The sequence below is a fragment of the Geomicrobium sp. JCM 19038 genome (assembly GCF_000698125.1).
Classification (GTDB): Bacteria; Bacillota; Bacilli; order Bacillales; family Marinococcaceae; genus Geomicrobium_A.
Genome location: NZ_BAXA01000007.1, coordinates 155,162 through 172,764, shown reverse-complemented (window position 1 = coordinate 172,764; position 17,603 = coordinate 155,162). Strand labels below are relative to the sequence as shown.

The following is a 17,603-nucleotide window of genomic DNA, read 5'->3' as shown; positions in this document are numbered from 1 at the left end:
ATTGTCTTCATAATATGGACATTATAGATCCTATACGTGAAAATAACAAGGGGGTTTGAACAATTTACACAAAAATTCTCCGTGTAAACCAGGCACCTGCCGTAGAAGACGGTAAATGTTCTAAAAGACATTCTGATGTTAAACGTAAATACTTCTCTTCAGCCGCTAGTTCTTCTTCAAAGTTCACCGCTTCAAGCGAACGATTCTCAGCATTGGTTCCTTCATTCATGTAATGATCTTCAACGACTTCAACATAACTTAACGGTAACAAAAGCCGCGCGCCGATTAATGGCCAGTGTACATTGTTCCCTCCTCTAAATTGCGCCCCGTAATAGTCTTCAATAAAACGATACGCCTCCTCACCATCTCCTTGACGATAAATCGAGCGAAGCCGCTCTCCTAAATCCCTCGCCGGGTGATCATAGACAAACTGTAAAGGGAGCTTAACTTGTGTCGTCGTTGGGCTTGCTGCAAACCACGATGTCGGTGTAAACCTCGTGTGATTGATTGAACCGTCATACGGTTGAAGTAAATGTTCCTGCCCTTCTTCAACGAGCCATTGCATCGCCGTTTCTGCACGACCTAAATAATACGGAAACGTATAAAGAAATTGACGATCGAAATCATTCTTTTGCCTTCTAGCATCAACTTGTTGATGCCAATTTTCAAGTTGACTCATTCTCGTTTCCCAAATGTGCAACCAGTTGCCTAGGAAATTTAGGTCTTTCACATTCGGCATCCACCCTCGACTCACTTCATGGATTTGAGCAAGTTGAAAAGCTTCAGGTTGTTGCGGTTGTTCATTACGACTCGGATCGTCTTGCGGTAAGCGGAAAATGAGTTGTTGCGCACCATCAATTTTTGCAATCACTTTTCCATCCATCGTCTGCACTGGCATTGCCACATCAATTATGCCTGCTCGCTCTAATTGTCTTGCCCATTCAAACTGGGTTAAGACGCTATCTTCTTTACGTGGATACGGCGTAACAATGTACGAATGCCCTTCCGATTCAAACCCTTCATAAGCCCCTAAATGCCAACGTTCATCACAGTGAAAACCATATTGGTCATAGATATTTCTCTCAAACACGTTGCCACCTCCATCTCTACTTTTATGTATATGACAAAATATTAAGGTTTTGACAATGACTCTTCTTTGCATAATAATCATACAAGCGTCACACTGAATATAGGAATACGATTATGATGGATAAGGGGTTGAGTCCGCATGAAAGCATTATCAACTGAACTTGCTATTGAACGACTCGAAGAGCGTGGTGTAAACGTTGACGACATTACAGAATTAGTATTTGATCTCCAAGCACCGTACGTCACCAACTTAACGCGAGCTACATGCAAACACAATGTGATGCGTGTGTTATCAAAACGAGAAGTCCAAAATGCCCTACTAACTGGGATTGAACTTGATCGATTGGCTGAAGAAAAGAAATTACGACAGCCACTTCAAGATATCGTAGCTTCAGATGAAGGATTGTATGGCATTGACGAAATCATCGCTCTTGCAATTGTGAATGTCTACGGCTCAATCGGACTAACAAACTTCGGTTACGTTGACAAAATCAAGCCTGGCATCATTGAGAAATTAAACGATCATCATGATGGCAAAGTCCACACTTTCCTTGATGATATTGTTGGTGCCATTGCTGCAGCTGCCTCAAGTAGGCTAGCGCATTCGGAAGAAGGCGTTGACGTTCCTGATTAATAGACGTATAAACGAGCGATCGTCACAAATGACGATCGCTCGTTCTTGATTTGGTACTACCTCTGCCATTATCCAGCCTCTGCATAAAACTCCCTCATATTGGTACTCTAACGAATAGTTCTAATTTGTGAGGGATGTTCATGTCACTACTACTCAAAAGACGCTTTAAAAAAGAAAATGAAAAGCATCCTCTATCTCCATCAATGACCGTTAATGTAAACACAATTCAATCCATCATCGGACAAAGTGAAGATGTGACCATTCGTCACTTTTCCTTAGGTAAAGAACCTAAAGTAGCGCCACAATCCTCTATCTTGATGGACTGGCAGACCTCCCAAATATTAACACTTTGTTAACTCAAACGATTCTTTTCCCTGAAGGTAAACAACGGACATGGCCAGAACTCATCAAGTTCTTTGAGAAGTCAGGTGATGTAACCGTACATACATCGATTGATGACGCGGTCAAAGCGTTATTAAATGGTCTTAGTCTCGTTTTCATTGATCACTATGAACACATTCTTGCCGTTGAAATGCTCTTCACACAAGAACGACAAGTAGATATCCCAACAACAGAAAACGTCATTCGAGGACCAAAGGAAGCGTTTGTGGAGAACTTATATGTAAATATGTCCCTTGTTCGTCGCCGCATAAAAGACCCTCATTTACGCTTTGATTCCTGGACATTTGGCGAGCGATCTCAAACAAAAGTGATGGTTACCTATATCTCAGATATCATTAATCCATCCATTCTCACCGAACTAGAATCCCGCTTACAGAGAATCAATACGGATGCCATTCAATCTAGTGGAGATTTAGAGGAATTAATTGAGGATGAATTTTTCACACCTTTTCCGACGATTTATTCATCAGAGCGACCCGATGTGATTACGTCCCATTTATTAGAAGGTAAAATTGCACTCTTAATTGATGGCTCCCCATTTCCGCTCGTCGTTCCTGCACCTTTTGTTGAATTTATTCATAGTGCAGAAGATTACACCCAACGAGCAGATATCGGTACACTCATTCGCTTGTTACGATTTGCATGTATTTTTGTTGCCTTGTTTACACCAAGTATTTATGTCGCGGTCACAACATTTCATCAAGAATTAATTCCGTTTAATTTAATGGTTAGTCTTGCCGCCCAAAGCGAAGGCACACCGTTTCCGACTGTCGTTGAAGTGCTAATTATGGAGTTATTGTTTGAGATTATCCGAGAAGCAAGTATTCGCATGCCTTTACCTGTCGGTCAAGCGCTAGCCATTGTAGGAGCACTTGTTATAGGTACAGCAGTCGTGGAGGCTGGGATTATTTCATCAACGGTCGTCATCGTCGTTGCATTAACAGCCATTTCAAGCTTTGTTTTCCCTACTTATTCAATTGGTGTCCCATTTCGAATTTGTCGGTTTATCGTCTTGCTCTTTGCATCTGTCTATGGATTGTTTGGCATTTTCTTATTTGGCATGATCCTTCTTTTACATTTGAGCAATTTAAAGTCTTATGGTGTTCCGTATTTGGAAGGAATGTCGCCTTTTATCCGACGAGAACAAGGGGATGCGATCTTTCGTTTACCAAAATGGTTATTAAATACACGTCCACGGTTCATACCACAAGATCGAACGATTCGTCAAAAAACACCCAAACCGTCAAAACGTCTGTAGGAGTGATCAATCATGCGTTTCTTGAAACTAAGTTTATGTAGTTTGTTACTCCTTCTTACTGTTCTCTTATCAGGGTGTTGGGATCAATATGAATTACGAGAGCTTTCTGTCGTTACAGGACTTGGAATTGATCTTGTTGATGATGAAACCATCCGTCTCACAATTCAAGTCATTAACCCTAGTGAACTTGCGTCACAAGAAGAAGGTACAGGACGCTCAAGCGCACAAAACTATGAAACATTCGCACCAACCATCCAAGAAGCTTTCCGTAAATTAACGGAAAAGGCACCACGAAGAGGCTACTATTCACATATAGCGAGTGTTGTCATTGGTGAGAGTGCTGCGAGAGCTGGATTAACGAACTTTTTAGACCACTTTTATCGCGATCACGAGATTCGCACCGATTTTCCAATTGTGATCGCAAGGGGGTATGAAGCGAAGGAAATCTTGTCAGTGATCCCTCCCATAGAAGAAATTGCGTCGATTCATATTATGAATTCAATCAGTTATGGCGAGAACAGTTACTCGTTAGTCACTGCAACAACGTTAGACGATTTGTTTGAAAAAATTGTTGGTCCTGGCATTGATCCCTATTTAAATGGCATCACAATTAATGGGGATGAAACAGTCAGTAAACAAATTGCAAACGTTGAAGAAGTAAAACCGATTGCTTTTTTACAGCTTGGAGATATGGCGATTTTTCGAGAAGATCAATTGGTTGGATGGTTAACTGAAGAAGAAACGAAAGGATTACTTTATTTAACGGGTAACATTCAAGATACCTCTGAAACATTACCTTGTCCACACGGGCAGGAAGGGTCGTTCGTTGTTGAAACGTACTCAACAAAGACGACAATGGATATTAATTACGAAGGAGATGAGCTTAACGTTAACATCGATCCTGAGATTCACGGGACCATTTCTGAGGTGAATTGTGAACAGCTTGACATTACATCAAAAGAATCACATGCCTATATCCACGATGCTCTAGAACAAAAGATTAATGAATTAATTAGCGAGACACTAGCGAGAGCTAGAGATGAACACGTTGATTTTACCGGTATAGGTCGTGAAGTGTATCGCGAGCAACCAACCTATTGGAAGACGATTAGACAGGATTGGTATGAAGCATTTACACAAGCAAACATTGAGGTTCACACAGAAGGCAATGTCGTCGAGTCTGGAGACGTAAACAACACCTTTAATATCGAGGACTACAAACATGATCATTAAATTGCTCGTTGTACTAAGCATCCAAGTGATCGCTATATCTTCTCAACGTCGTGAAATGAGACGCACAAAAAATAATGACCCTAATTTGATTAAAACATTTTACATTCTTACTGCCGTTAGCCTTCTACTGCCAACGCTTTATATTTTGGGCTACCCAATCCCACGATTGACGGTTCCTTTGTCTCAATTTATGGAGCAATTTCATTTTAATTCTTAGGAGATAATCATCATGTCACATACGGGCAGACAAATTCAAATTAAGATTACAAATCCACATTTCTTTGTTCTACTCACATTTATGTTAGTCGGAACAACGTTTTTAACGATGCCAACAACACTTGCTGATCGCGTCATGCAAGATGGATGGTGGATTCCTCTCGTCTCCATGGTGATTGCCTTTCCGTTTGTCTACTTGATGATATTATTCGGACGGTGGTACCCAAATCAATCATTACCAGAGATGCTCGTCACCGTGTTTGGAAACGTTTTTGGTAAGATTTTGTTAGTAATCGTTCTTCTTTTGGCTTTCTATAACGGTGCAGGGCATACGTACTTCTTCACGGCATTTATGAATACGCACTTCTTCCGGAATACACCAACGGAATTCATCGTTCCATCACTTATGCTCGTCATTATCATTGGAGCGTTTATGGGAATTGAAGTGTTAGGACGAGCTGCGATCATATCCTTCGTCCCCTTTATCGCTTTCCTTATCTCAATAACGATTTTTAGTTTTGGCGATGTGGAGGTTCGCTACCTTTTACCGATGCTTCAACAAGAACCGATGCAGTACATAGATGCCATTCTACTCTTTTCATCGAAGATTATTACAACAAATCTTGTTTTAATGTTATTCTTCTATCCGAAGAACATTGAAACAAAGCACAAAGCCGAAAAAATGGTTTATCTCGCTTACTTTTTTAGCTGCTTCCTACTGTTTGTAACAACATTCATGGCCATTACAATTCTAGGACCTGACTTAACGAAAGTGAAACTATTTACAGGTTTCTCCCTCGGTCAGCGAGTAGAATTAGGTGACATTATTGAACGGCTTGAATCGATGTTACTCATCATGTTCTTTGTATCGTTTTACTTTATGAATGCTCTTTACTTGTACATCGTTGCAACAGGCGTTTCCTTTCTTGCAAAAGTAAACAACTACAAACCGCTCGTCATACCAATTGGAATCATCTATGCGTACTTTTCTCTAACCGAATTCACTAATTTGATTGAAGACAGCGCGTATTACTTTTATGGATCGTTCTTTTTCATCATACCGGCCTGTTACGTAATTCCACTACTGATGTTCATAGTTACGATCACACTTCGGAAACGAAATGGCTTACCCCTTTTTCCTGAAAAAAAACAAAAAAAGAAGCCCCCTCACACTTCTTATGCAAATCGAACATAAGCACAAAGGGTGTTGAGCTTCTAAACTAAAACAACTCTGTAAATGAGCGAATTAAATGTGTCGGTTGAACCTCTTTCGCTTGAACATCTCTATTTCTTGTCACACCTGTATCAACGTGTAACGTCGCAACGTTTGCATGAATACCCGCTAAAATATCAGTGTCATAATTATCACCAATCATTAACGTTCGGTTAGGAGGTATTCTAAGTAAGGATACAGCTTGCTCGATAAACCGTGGATTCGGTTTGCCGACAATTTCTGCTTGTGCTCCGCTTGCAGCCTCAATTGCAGCAACAATTGAGCCGTTTCCTGGCACGAATCCTCTCTCTGTCGGAATCATCTTGTCACCATTTGTGGCAATCAATTTTGCCCCTTTTTGGATCGCTAGCGAGGCTTTTTCGAGTTTTTTATACGTAAACGTGCGATCAATTCCTACGATCACAACGTCTGGGTCGACATCTTGTTCAATAAGGCCAACCTCTTCTAAAGCGACCTTTAACCCAGTCGAACCAATGATAAATCCGCTTACGCGGTGACCTGCCACTTGCTGTACATGATGAGCGGCCATCAACGCACTCGTAAAAATGTGTTCTTGCTTAGCAGGAATTGACATACTGTTCAGCTTATCCACCGCTTGCTCAGGTGTTTTAGAAGAGTTATTCGTTACAAACATAAATTTCTTGCGTTCGTTTATTAACCAGTTAATAAACGTAACTGCTTCAGGGATAACTTCATTACCTCGATAGACTGTACCGTCTAAATCAAGCAAATACCCCTCATAATCAAGAACGTGCATCGTCTTCCTCTTCAGGTAAAAAAGCGCTCACTGGTCCGAGTTCTTGATCAAGGTATGTTTTTATACGAATAGAAAAATGTTGCAACGCTTCTTTTTCGTTCGTTAATGTTTGTGAAAGTGCGCCATGGTCTACGTTTAAGTAGCCCTCAACGAGTACTTTTCTCCAATTCAACACCTTTAGAAATGAAGCTGCTTCTTCTTTTGTGAGCACTTTTTCGTCTTCAAGAATGTCTAGGATATCTTGATAGCTACCTGGGTCTCTCATGATAAATCCGTCAATCATTTGATTTCCAACATCAATCATCGCTTCAATATAACCTTGAGCAATACGTTCAAGTGCTAATTGATCATGCTTTTGTTGCCATGCATTTACCGTTAAGTAATGCTCATAGAGGCCGTCCATATATGATAATCGTGCGTAGATAAGTTTTCGATCAACAAAGTACATGTTCATCATCCTTTCTATTCTATTATAAATGACGCTCGTCTCTCATGGAAGATGCATAACATCGTCTATGCTCGTCCAATCTATACATAAGGAGTTGAGTGCAATGGATCGTGACGATCGAAAAGTCAATCCCGAATCAAATGAATTCGAAGACTTTCAAAACGTGCAATCACAAGAAGAAGATTTGATTCGCGAAGATTTACCCGAAGGACCGTACGGTTCTCCAATTGTTGAACCACCAGGAAAGAGTGAGCCGTGGCGTGAAGGCCAACATATGACAAGCGCTTTTACGTATGAAAATCGAAAACTTCATGCTGGAAATGAGCGTCAGTTCCCAGGCTCACACCCGACACACTCCGAAGGGAAAGGCGAAGACGCTGATTAATCGCGCTTCGTTTTTATTTATGCCATTTTTACGTGTGTCCATCGGGATGAGAAACACGCAGCGCCCTCAAAAATCAACGTCCAAGGCATAACACAGTTCGGGGGAACCTGAAATGTAAACAAATCACTGCACAGTTTTTGTTCTTCATTCATTAATTCCATAGGTGCGTTCGATAGCGCAAGCGTTTCTCTTGTTTCATTACGAATAAGGACTGTCATTAATAAATCATTACGATAGTTGGTCGCTACCCAAAGTACCGTGAATAACTCAGTAACTCCACCTTTCACTCGCTTTTTTATCGCATCATGGTCACGCTGTGAAAGTGTCCGCTCCCAAGCTGGGTGTAAATATAATCGTTCCGTCATGCCCCCACCTTCTTTCATTGTCCCTACTATATCAAAAGTATACCCGCACATAAAAAAGGTCATTAGGACAAATCCCTAATGACCTTTTCAATTGATTATAAATCTCTTAACGCAGAAGCGATGTTCTCATTACCTGAAATCATATCAAAGCCTTTGCCAATCGTATGGTCGTCTTTTAACGAGGCTAGAATTGTTTCGGCTACGTCTTCTCGTGGAATTTCTCCACGCTCTACTTCTTTTGCAACCTTTACTTTGCCTTTTCCTGCATCATTTGTGAGTAAACCAGGTCGTACAATCGTATAATCAAGTCCGCTTAATTCTAAGAAGCGATCTGCATAATGTTTAGCGGCACTATAGTACGCAGCTTTTTCCATCCAATTGCTACGATCGTAAACACCGATGGCACTAACGATAACAAAGCGCTTTATGCCGACTTCCTTTGCAGCTTCCATGGATTTAATCGCCCCGTCTAAATCAATCATAACAGTCTTATCCGCGCCGGTATGACCACCAGATCCGGCAGTGAACACTACCGCATCCATACCTTTCATTGCTGTAGCCAAATCACGAACAGACCCTTCTAAGTCTGCAAGAACCGTGTTTGCATTCATTTCTTTAAAGGCTTTCATTTGTTCTTCTTTACGAACCATAGCCGTAGGGGTAAATGTAGGGTCCTGAACCATTTTTTCTACGGTATGTTTTCCTATTTGTCCATTTGCACCGATAACGAGTACGTTCATGTTTGTCCGACTCTCCTTTTGATCGTCTTCTATTCATGGTTATTCCCACGTCGAAATAAAACCAAACATGTAGGAATTCCTAAAAAAAGAATCGTGCAAACGCATTGCACGATTCTCTTCTTATCCTTTTTTGTCTGATTTGACCTTCTTTAAAATGAAATAAGGACAATCAAAATTACAAAACTCATACAAATAGTCATAAACGGTGCTCACTTTTGAGTCAAAAGCCGCTTTTTTGTTGTTATCGTTAAAAAAACCTCGGAGACGCAATTGTTCATGTCCCCAGTCTCCAACGATGAAATCATACTTGTTCAATACTTCGCTGTAGCGATTCTGAAACGCTTCTTCGTCCCAGCCCTCGCGCGACTCTTCTATGAGTTCAAACTGTTGATTATTTAATTGAATCAACGAATCTCACCTCGACTTAGCTGCTAAATTGTTGTTCACTCTGATATTTCGCAGCCTCTTTCCAAACTTGCGCTTTATCCACTTGCTCATCAGCATGATAAGAAGAACGAACGAGCGGTCCAGCTTCACAATGCTTAAATCCTTTGCTCATCGCAAGTTCTTTAAACTGTTGAAACTCATCAGGCGTATAGTACTTGATCACTGGCAAGTGTTTTTTCGTTGGCTGTAAATATTGACCGATAGTCATAATATCCACGTCATTCGCACGTAAATCATCCATCACTTCTTCAATTTCTTCTTCTGTTTCTCCAAGTCCAATCATTAAGCTCGATTTCGTCGGAATATCTGGATGAAGCTCTTTCGAATAACGAAGAAATTGAAGTGAGCGATCGTACTTTGCACGAGCACGCACTTTCTTCGTTAAACGGCGAACCGTTTCGATATTGTGATTTAGAATATTCGGCCTTGCTTCCATTAAGGTTTTTAAATTTTCCTCTAGTCCCATCATATCAGATGGAAGCACCTCAATGGTACATAAAGGATTTCTTCTTCTTACCGCTCTCACAGTTTCAGCAAATACATTCGAACCGCCATCTTTAAGATCGTCTCTTGCAACTGCTGTGATTACGACATGTTTTAATCCCATCTGCTCTACAGAATCCGCAACACGTTCAGGTTCATCTAGATCGAGTTCTGTCGGAAGACCTGTTTTGACAGCACAAAAACGACATCCACGCGTACACGTATCCCCTAGGATCATAAATGTCGCGGTTTTGCGAACTGCCCAACACTCATGAATGTTGGGACAACGAGCTTCTTCACAGACCGTATGTAAGTTTTTCTCTCGCATCATTTTCTTTAAACCAGTGTATGATTCATTCGTATTTAATTTTATTTTCAGCCAATCCGGTTTTCGCACGTGTTCAGTTTTTTCGCTCATTTAATCACACCCTTCTTCCCAATTTTACCACGAGTCATCTTACGTACCAAGTGATGCTTTTTAGTATAAAAAGCAAGATCTGTTCCATAGTAAGAAGACATCGTTTGAAGAGGGGTAAAAGTTGATGAATTCAAAAGGAATCCTCCGTTTTTTATTAATCGTCTGTTTATTTTTCGTAACAACAACTATTGCAGACGCACAAGAAGAGCGTACACAAGATGAAATTGACCTTGAACGTATGCAATTGTATAAAGATATGGATACCGTTACACAAGTTCCATGGCATTGGCTTGCAGCAATTGATGCCTATGAGCGAGGGTTAAATGTTGCAAGAAACGATCGAGACAAACCGACAGGTGTAATCTCGATCTACTTTTCACCGCGTGACTGGGTTGGCGCATTAAATCCAGACCTTGAAGATACAGATGCTGATCGGATTAGTGTTTTTGGCGGAAATGGTCTTGATGGCGATGGTGATGGGAAAGCAGATCGCCATAACGATGCTGATGTGCTTTATACGATGGCTCGAAAATTAGCGACGTACGGATTTGATGATGAAAACATTCGCATTGCGCTTTGGGATCATTATCAGCGGGATCAGACGGTTCGAATTATACACGGTCATGCAAACGTCTTTGAAAAATTTCAAACGATTGCGCTGCATGATAACGCGTTTCCAGTTCCTCTTCATTACAACTACTCTTACCGGAGCACGTGGGGTGCAAAACGCGGATGGGGTGGTCGACGAATTCATGAAGGAACAGATATCTTTGCAGGGTATAGCACACCTGTACGTGCAACCACATACGGAACGGTCGAATTAAAAGGCTGGAACGAATACGGAGGATGGCGAATTGGTATTCGGGATTTGGATAACATTTATCATTATTATGCCCATCTTCACGGTTTTGCTGAAGATATTGAAGAAGGATCGATCGTCACGCCTGGATCCGTCATCGGCAGTGTCGGTAGCTCTGGTTACGGAAAGCCAGGAACACAAGGAAAGTTCCCACCTCACTTGCATTACGGTATTTACCGAGATAACGGGTACAGCGAATGGTCATTTGATCCGTACCCAAAACTCCGCTCGTGGGAACAAAAAGAAAGACAGAAGAGTTGACCTTCCTCTATACTTTAACGTAGAGAATCCGATTGAGGAGGGTCTACGTTGAATATTTATTTAGTTCGTCACGGTAAAACCATTTTTAATACGCAAGGCAAAGTGCAAGGTTGGTCAGACACACCGCTTACATCGAAAGGTCGTGCTGGCGCCAAAACGTTAGGTGAAGCACTTGCAAATGAACCGATTGATCAAATTTATACGAGCGACAGTGGTCGAGCTAGAGAAACTGCTAACCTTATTCGTTTGCATAGTCGCAAAGACCAACAAATTAAAATTCAAGTAAAAAAGGCATTACGCGAATTGTATTTTGGTGGTTTTGAAGGTGGATACAACATTGCGATGCTCGAAGCACTTAAAAAAAGGTTACCTGACCATTACAAGGACATTCATATGCTATGGGATGTGCCACTCGATATTGTCGTAAATACGATTGCAGAAATCGACTCGAGTCATCAAGCGGAACATTGGGAGCAATATTCGAACAGACTTCAAGAAGGGATGAATGAAGTCGTTCAAGATGCACAGGCCCAAGGCTTTAATAACATCTATATTGTGTCACATGGGCTTACGATCCGTGCGATGATTCGCTTGTTTGGATATAGCGGGAGCTATGATGATATCGAAAATTGTAGCGTTACATATGTGACGTATGAGACAAACAGTTTTTAGTTCAGCATGTAAATGAAGTGAAATACTAAATAAAAATGAGCACAAGTCTGAAGACATGTGCTCATTACTATTTATCTACTCTCTAACTTTCTAATATCTTTAAACTTACGAGTTTCTTTTGCTACAACGCCAGACAGTAGAATTAATGCAATTAAGTTGGGGATTGCCATAAGTCCATTAAAGATATCACCAAAATTCCATACGGTATTAAGTGGTAATGTTGCACCTACGAAAACTGCAAGTACAAAGACAATCCGATAAATGTAAGTGATTTTACCACCGACTAGGTACTCCAAACACTTCTCTCCAAAATATGCCCAGCCAATGATGGTGGAGAAGATAAAGAACAATAATGTAATCGTAACGACCATACTTCCGCCAAACGGTAAAATTGCATCAAATGACATTGCAGTTAATGATGCACCACTCTCACCTGACGTATAGAGGTCTGCAATGACAAGTGCAAGTCCTGTAATCGTACAAACGATAATCGTATCAATAAATACTTGCGTCATTGAAATGAGAGCTTGACGAGCAGGAACATCGGTTTTTGCTGCAGCGGCAGCAATTCCTCCAGTTCCTAGACCAGCTTCGTTAGAAAATAACCCTCGTGCAACACCCATCTGGATCACCGTCCCGATTGCGCCACCTGCGACTGCTTGACCGGTAAATGCATCTGTAAAAATCAAGCCAAAAGCAGCAGGTACTTCAGTAATATTGAATCCAATAACAAAAAACCCTGCAATAACATAGAATACAATCATGATTGGAACAATGACACCACTAACTCGACCTATACTCTTTATACCGCCTATAACAACTAATCCGACTAGTACCATCATGATGATCCCAGTAATCCATGTCGGAACGTTAAACGTACTCTGTACAATATCTGAAGCTGTATTCGCTTGTGTCATATTACCAATTCCAAAAATCGCAGCGAAGACGGCGAAGAAAGCAAACAACATACCCATCCATTTCCATTTCTTCCCTAGCCCATGTTCAATATAGTACATCGGACCGCCTGCCATTTCACCTCGGTAATTCTTTCCTCGATACTTTACACCGAGTATGGCTTCTGAGTATTTCGTTGCCATACCGACTAAAGCGGTAATCCACATCCAAAATACCGCTCCTGGTCCCCCTAAGACGACAGCTGTTGCTACACCAGCAACGTTCCCTGTACCTACAGTTGCTGCTAGTGAAGTCATTAACGCTTGAAAGTGTGAAATGTCACCTTCGGAGTTCTTGTCTAAGTTTTTCTTAAAAACGAGCTTCATTGCATATGGGAGCTGCGTAAATGAATAAAATCCTAATCTAAATGTAAGATAAATCCCGGTCCCTACAAGTAATACAATTAACGGTAATCCCCAGACAAAGTCCGCAGCGGCAGCTGCCCAATTGTCAATCCACTCAATCATCTCATCACCCCACTATAAGTAGTAAAGAACCTCGGTGCCTTTAAGCACCAAGGTCCTTAATTAAGATCCAAATATGTTTAAAGCTAAGATTATAATGATCATCGCTGGAGCGACAAAACGTAGTAGGATTAAATAAAGTGTTGCAATCATCGGATTTCTGAAATCTGCTTCATCCAAAGTCGCTCTCTTCGTCCAACCCCAGCCAACAAGTAGGACAACGATTAATCCACCAATTGGTAAAAAATAACTGTCAGTCAGGGTATCAACAAAGTCTAAGAAGGGTAATCCGAAGATTAAAAACTCTGATAACGGACCACCTTGACTTAACGCTGATGGAACTCCTAGCACTGTAATGAGCGCACCAAGAATTAACGTAGCTTTTTGGCGGCTAATTTTGAAACGTTCAATGGCTGCTGAGATACTTACTTCAGCTAAAGAAATTGCTGATGTTAATGCTGCAATAAAGACAAGGAAGAAAAACGCAATCGCAAAGATCGTTCCGGCACCAGCCATTTGGTTAAATACTTCTGGCAATACAACGAATATGAGCGCTGGTCCTTGTGAAGCTCCATGCCGATCGCATACACTGCGCCAAAGATAGCAACCGCAACGACAATGGCAAACAATGTATCTAGAATAACGACATTACGAGCTGTTGCTGGTAAATTCGTCCCCGTTTGCCTAGATAGGTAGCCACCATACGTAATCATAATCCCCATACCAAGAGATAACGTAAAGAACGATTGACCAATTGCAGCTAAATATAGTGCTGGGTCAGCAAGAGCACTCCAATCTGGAATGAATAAAAAGCTCATCCCTTCTAATGCGCCGTCTAATGTTAAACTGTAACCTGCTAAAATAACTAATATAATTGCAAGTAACGGCATGAAGATCTTACTGCTAAGTTCTATACCTTTTTGAACTCCAAAGTATAGTATCCCAACAATAATCGCCATAACGACAACAAGCCAGAAGATCGGTGTCCAAGTCGCTCCTATTGTATCAAGGAAGTACCCTTCTACGCCTCCACTTTCCACTTGTTGTACAGACCCCATTAAATACCCGAACATGTAATGTAATACCCAACCTGTAATAACTGCGTAAAACGATACAATTAAAAATGAAGTCGTGACCGCTAGCCAACCACCAGCGACCCACACTTTAGATGGTGCTGTTTTACGATATGAACCTACTGCATCTAACTGCCCTCTTTTCCCGATTGAAAATTCAGCCAAAATTACTGGTAAACCTATAACAGCAACACACACGAGGTAAACGAGTAAAAATGCACCGCCCCCGTATTCTCCAGTAATATAAGGAAAACGCCAAATATTTCCTAGCCCAACTGCTGACCCCACTGCCGCCAACATAAAACCAACCTTCGTTCCCCATTGCTCACGAGCCATGTAATACCCCCCTTTTGTATTTGTATAGAAAATTATAAAATTAATGTTGAATTTTGTCAAAATAATCTAACAACACTTATTATTGTTGATTCGTTTCCTCACCTCCCTCCTCTACATCAGGACTTTGCATCTCAACACTTTCTTCATTACCACTAGGCATAATAGCTGGGACTGGCATCCCTCCTCCTTGACCGTAGTAATCAGGCACATCTCCTGGTATAAACACCATTCCAACTGGAACGGAATAGGTGACACTCGTTTCATCCGTACCAAAAGGAATGACAACGCGCACGTCCATATCAATGGCTACACTAATTCGAAGATACGTATTATTAATCCCAACGTTTTCAATTCGCTCTTCCATATCGGCGTGAATTTCTCCAATTACGGAAAAACTTACCGGAACTCGAGGACCTAAATTGGCAAGTAATGCATTACCAGTCGCCATCCCGAGTGGGATTGTGTAAATCGCACCGTCTTCAACGGTTCCTACACCTCGATCTTCATATTCTTCATCGACACTTCTCGGCGGGTCCCCTTGCGTAATCCCTCTCTGAATTTCATGTAAGTAATCTTGAACGACCATCGTAGAATCAGACAATACTCGATTGTACACTTGCGCATTAAATGCCAATGAAGAGATATCTCCATTGTCACTTCGCTCGATTAGAACAAGGTCATTCATGTCTTCTTGATGAGTCATCTCTTGTGAGATCGCTTCAGTAACAGCGTGCTGTGCGATCCGTTTCGTTTCAACAACGGCTATGGACATCAGCGACGGTCTAATATGTTTATCTACAAAATAGAGACCTTGAATTGTCATTACGAGAAAGATTCCGATTGAGATTAAGAAAACGTACTTAAATGGCAGTGGACCACCTTTTTTTTGCTTGGGTTTCGCGATTTTTGATCGTTTTAACGCCATACAAAAATCCCCTCCTAGCATGATGTATATGCAGGAAGGGACGTGTTCAACCATGAGAATTCCGTTACAATTTATTTCTCTCGTTCGTATTGCTTAAACGTATGTGGATACTTGTTCTTTTCATCAACGGTTCCTGATTTCTCCCACGTTAGTTTCCACTCACCGTTTTTGTAATCAGGGAAGTAGCGATCTACGTCAAACGAAGCTTCGATTTCCGTAACATAGATTTTCTCGACACGATCAATCGCTTGTTCGTACACCGAACTACCTCCAAAGATAAAGGCTTCCTCTTCATCCTTACAACGCTCTATTGCTTCGTCTAGCGACTGGACAACTTCTGTTCCTTCAAATGACCAATCCGTTTGACTCGTAATAACGATGTTGCGACGCTTCGGTAACGGTTTGCCGATGGATTCGAACGTAGAGCGCCCCATAATGAGGGCGTGACCGGTCGTCACTTCTTTCAAATATTTAAAGTCAGCTGGTAAGTGCCAAGGCATCTTATTGTCTTTTCCAATCCCACGATTGAAATCATGTGCGACAATCATAGATAGTAGCATGTGTTCTTTGCCTCCTTAAACCGCAATCGGCGCTTTAATCGTAGGGTGTGGCTCATATCCTTTTAGTACAATATCGTCGATATCAAAATCAAAGATTGATCGCTCTAACGCTTGTTCTTGAATGACTAATTCAGGTAGAGCCTTCATCTCTCTTGATAATTGTTCGTTCACTTGATCGATGTGATTCGCATAAATGTGAGCATCACCAATGGTATGAACGAATTCACCAACATCTAGACCACACTCTTTAGCAATCAGATGTGTCAACAACGCGTAGCTTGCAATATTAAACGGAACACCTAAAAATAGGTCCGCTGAACGTTGATACAGCTGACATGACAGCTTGCCATCGGCAACGTAAAACTGGAACAACGTGTGGCATGGTGGTAATGCCATCGTAGGGACGTCTTCTGGATTCCAAGCAGATACGATTAAACGCCTTGAATTCGGGTTTGTTTTAATCATGTCAATGACGTCTGCGATTTGATCAATCGTCTCATCTGTTGTCGTCTTCCACGCTCGCCACTGTTTTCCGTAAATGTCCCCGAGTTCCCCGTACTTCGCTGCAAACGCATCATCAGTCAAAACTTGTTCTTTGAACGACGCCATTTCTCGTAAGTACACTTCTTTAAACTGCTCGTCTTGTTCAGCGCGAAGGGCGAAGTCTTTCATATCAGGTCCGGTGTAGGCGTCACTCGCCACATACCTCTCAAATGCCCATTCATTCCAAATGTTGTTGTTATGCTTCAGCAAATATTGAATGTTCGTCATGCCTTTTAAAAACCAGAGCAATTCGCTTTTGATTAATTTGAATGGCACGCGCTTCGTCGTAAGCATTGGAAATCCTTCAGACAAATCAAAGCGCATTTGCTTACCAAAAGCTGAAATTGTACCCGTGCCTGTCCGATCGGATTTTTTATCGCCATTGTTCAATACATCTTGGAGAAGATCTAAATATTGCTGTTCGCTCTTACTCATTATTTGTACCCCTTTATAGATGGCGCACCAATATGAATATTGGTGCGCAGATGCTATTATTTCATTTTCAATAAAGCTTCTCGGCCTGTCATTCCGACTGTAATTCCCAACTCTTCTGCAGCAATCGTCACCGATTCAAGCGGCGCATCAAGGAGTTGATCTATCGTTCTAACACCTACTGCGCGACCAGCGACAATGCCACGGTCTTTTAGTTTATCATTTAATAGTTGTACATCGAGTGCCCCGCACATAATGTACCCTACGCTGTTCGTCACTGCCATAAAGTTCGTTTTCGGTAACTTCATTGATACAGCACTAAACAGTTGCCCATCAATTTCGACCGGTTCCATTTCTAACATTTAACCCCCGCCTTTCACGAATATCAGTCATTCTTAGTAGTCTATGAAAAGCC

General features: G+C 41.4%; 23 protein-coding genes. 9 read left to right on the top strand and 14 right to left on the bottom strand.

Features of this window, described 5'->3' with window-relative positions; translation table 11 throughout:
* Positions 1-64: 64 nt before the first annotated feature.
* Positions 65-1,090 (bottom strand): hypothetical protein, encoded by a 1,026-nt coding sequence (locus JCM19038_RS10880; RefSeq protein WP_042417740.1) that lies wholly within the window; start codon positions 1,088-1,090, stop codon positions 65-67.
* A 138-nt stretch (positions 1,091-1,228) separates the two neighbouring features.
* On the opposite strand from JCM19038_RS10880, the gene JCM19038_RS10875 reads away from it, so the two are divergent.
* From JCM19038_RS10875 to JCM19038_RS10855, 6 genes are all read left to right on the top strand, one after another.
* Positions 1,229-1,723 carry a phosphatidylglycerophosphatase A gene (locus JCM19038_RS10875; protein WP_042417737.1) on the top strand — a complete coding sequence of 165 codons (495 nt, stop codon included), beginning with the start codon at positions 1,229-1,231 and terminating at the stop codon, positions 1,721-1,723.
* Positions 1,724-1,863: 140 nt separating this feature from the next.
* Positions 1,864-2,079 (top strand): hypothetical protein, encoded by a 216-nt coding sequence (locus JCM19038_RS20850; protein WP_052361494.1) that lies wholly within the window; start codon positions 1,864-1,866, stop codon positions 2,077-2,079.
* Positions 2,073-3,383: a spore germination protein gene (locus JCM19038_RS10870; RefSeq protein ID WP_052361486.1), complete on the top strand. Its 1,311-nt coding sequence runs from the start codon at positions 2,073-2,075 to the stop codon at positions 3,381-3,383. The genes JCM19038_RS20850 and JCM19038_RS10870 overlap by 7 nt, the downstream gene beginning before the upstream one ends.
* A 12-nt stretch (positions 3,384-3,395) precedes the next feature.
* Complete coding sequence (locus JCM19038_RS10865) at positions 3,396-4,616, top strand: Ger(x)C family spore germination protein (protein ID WP_042417734.1); 1,221 nt, start codon at positions 3,396-3,398, stop codon at positions 4,614-4,616.
* Positions 4,606-4,833, top strand: a complete 228-nt coding sequence (locus tag JCM19038_RS10860) for a hypothetical protein (RefSeq protein ID WP_042417731.1) — start codon at positions 4,606-4,608, stop codon at positions 4,831-4,833. The genes JCM19038_RS10865 and JCM19038_RS10860 overlap by 11 nt, the downstream gene beginning before the upstream one ends.
* A gap of 12 nt (positions 4,834-4,845) precedes the next feature.
* Positions 4,846-6,027 carry an endospore germination permease gene (locus tag JCM19038_RS10855; RefSeq protein ID WP_042417729.1) on the top strand — a complete coding sequence of 394 codons (1,182 nt, stop codon included), beginning with the start codon at positions 4,846-4,848 and terminating at the stop codon, positions 6,025-6,027.
* A gap of 25 nt (positions 6,028-6,052) precedes the next feature.
* On the opposite strand, the gene JCM19038_RS10850 is transcribed toward JCM19038_RS10855, so the two are convergent.
* The gene (locus JCM19038_RS10850; RefSeq protein ID WP_042417726.1) at positions 6,053-6,823 is read right to left on the bottom strand and encodes a TIGR01457 family HAD-type hydrolase; all 771 of its coding nucleotides are present in this window, start codon (positions 6,821-6,823) and stop codon (positions 6,053-6,055) included.
* Positions 6,810-7,271 carry a DUF86 domain-containing protein gene (locus tag JCM19038_RS10845; RefSeq protein ID WP_042417725.1) on the bottom strand — a complete coding sequence of 154 codons (462 nt, stop codon included), beginning with the start codon at positions 7,269-7,271 and terminating at the stop codon, positions 6,810-6,812. The genes JCM19038_RS10850 and JCM19038_RS10845 overlap by 14 nt, the downstream gene beginning before the upstream one ends.
* Positions 7,272-7,374: 103 nt before the next feature.
* Here JCM19038_RS10845 and JCM19038_RS10840 point away from each other — a divergent pair, with 103 nt between their 5' ends.
* Complete coding sequence (locus JCM19038_RS10840; protein WP_042417722.1) at positions 7,375-7,656, top strand: hypothetical protein; 282 nt, start codon at positions 7,375-7,377, stop codon at positions 7,654-7,656.
* A 17-nt stretch (positions 7,657-7,673) separates the two neighbouring features.
* Here JCM19038_RS10840 and JCM19038_RS10835 read toward each other — a convergent pair whose 3' ends face one another.
* From JCM19038_RS10835 to lipA, 4 genes are all read right to left on the bottom strand, one after another.
* Entirely contained in the window at positions 7,674-8,021 is a 348-nt protein-coding gene (locus JCM19038_RS10835; RefSeq protein ID WP_042417720.1) for an SLAP domain-containing protein, read from the bottom strand.
* A 95-nt stretch (positions 8,022-8,116) separates the two neighbouring features.
* A complete protein-coding gene (locus JCM19038_RS10830; protein WP_042417716.1) occupies positions 8,117-8,761 on the bottom strand; it encodes an SDR family oxidoreductase in 645 nt (214 codons plus the stop codon).
* A 120-nt stretch (positions 8,762-8,881) separates the two neighbouring features.
* Positions 8,882-9,169 (bottom strand): YutD family protein, encoded by a 288-nt coding sequence (locus tag JCM19038_RS10825; RefSeq protein ID WP_042417712.1) that lies wholly within the window; start codon positions 9,167-9,169, stop codon positions 8,882-8,884.
* A 16-nt stretch (positions 9,170-9,185) separates the two neighbouring features.
* Positions 9,186-10,109: a lipoyl synthase gene (lipA, locus tag JCM19038_RS10820; RefSeq protein ID WP_042417709.1), complete on the bottom strand. Its 924-nt coding sequence runs from the start codon at positions 10,107-10,109 to the stop codon at positions 9,186-9,188.
* A 124-nt stretch (positions 10,110-10,233) separates the two neighbouring features.
* Here lipA and JCM19038_RS10815 point away from each other — a divergent pair, with 124 nt between their 5' ends.
* A complete protein-coding gene (locus tag JCM19038_RS10815) occupies positions 10,234-11,229 on the top strand; it encodes a M23 family metallopeptidase (protein ID WP_042417706.1) in 996 nt (331 codons plus the stop codon).
* 48 nt (positions 11,230-11,277) lie between these two features.
* Positions 11,278-11,901 (top strand): histidine phosphatase family protein, encoded by a 624-nt coding sequence (locus JCM19038_RS10810; protein ID WP_042417704.1) that lies wholly within the window; start codon positions 11,278-11,280, stop codon positions 11,899-11,901.
* A 71-nt stretch (positions 11,902-11,972) separates the two neighbouring features.
* On the opposite strand, the gene JCM19038_RS10805 is transcribed toward JCM19038_RS10810, so the two are convergent.
* From JCM19038_RS10805 to JCM19038_RS10780, 7 genes are all read right to left on the bottom strand, one after another.
* Complete coding sequence (locus tag JCM19038_RS10805; protein WP_042417701.1) at positions 11,973-13,322, bottom strand: sodium:alanine symporter family protein; 1,350 nt, start codon at positions 13,320-13,322, stop codon at positions 11,973-11,975.
* Between the two features lie 60 nt (positions 13,323-13,382).
* Positions 13,383-13,835, bottom strand: coding sequence for a hypothetical protein (locus JCM19038_RS25020; protein WP_307190007.1), 453 nt, complete (start codon positions 13,833-13,835; stop codon positions 13,383-13,385).
* Complete coding sequence (locus tag JCM19038_RS10800) at positions 13,772-14,728, bottom strand: sodium-dependent transporter (protein WP_307190006.1); 957 nt, start codon at positions 14,726-14,728, stop codon at positions 13,772-13,774. Before JCM19038_RS10800 ends, JCM19038_RS25020 begins: the two co-directional genes overlap by 64 nt.
* A 79-nt stretch (positions 14,729-14,807) precedes the next feature.
* Positions 14,808-15,653, bottom strand: a complete 846-nt coding sequence (gene yunB, locus JCM19038_RS10795) for a sporulation protein YunB (RefSeq protein WP_042417698.1) — start codon at positions 15,651-15,653, stop codon at positions 14,808-14,810.
* Positions 15,654-15,724: 71 nt separating this feature from the next.
* Positions 15,725-16,213, bottom strand: coding sequence for a dihydrofolate reductase (locus JCM19038_RS10790; protein ID WP_042417695.1), 489 nt, complete (start codon positions 16,211-16,213; stop codon positions 15,725-15,727).
* A gap of 15 nt (positions 16,214-16,228) precedes the next feature.
* Positions 16,229-17,191: a thymidylate synthase gene (locus JCM19038_RS10785; protein ID WP_042417692.1), complete on the bottom strand. Its 963-nt coding sequence runs from the start codon at positions 17,189-17,191 to the stop codon at positions 16,229-16,231.
* A gap of 56 nt (positions 17,192-17,247) precedes the next feature.
* Positions 17,248-17,550, bottom strand: a complete 303-nt coding sequence (locus JCM19038_RS10780; RefSeq protein ID WP_042360295.1) for a YunC family protein — start codon at positions 17,548-17,550, stop codon at positions 17,248-17,250.
* Positions 17,551-17,603 lie beyond the last annotated feature (53 nt).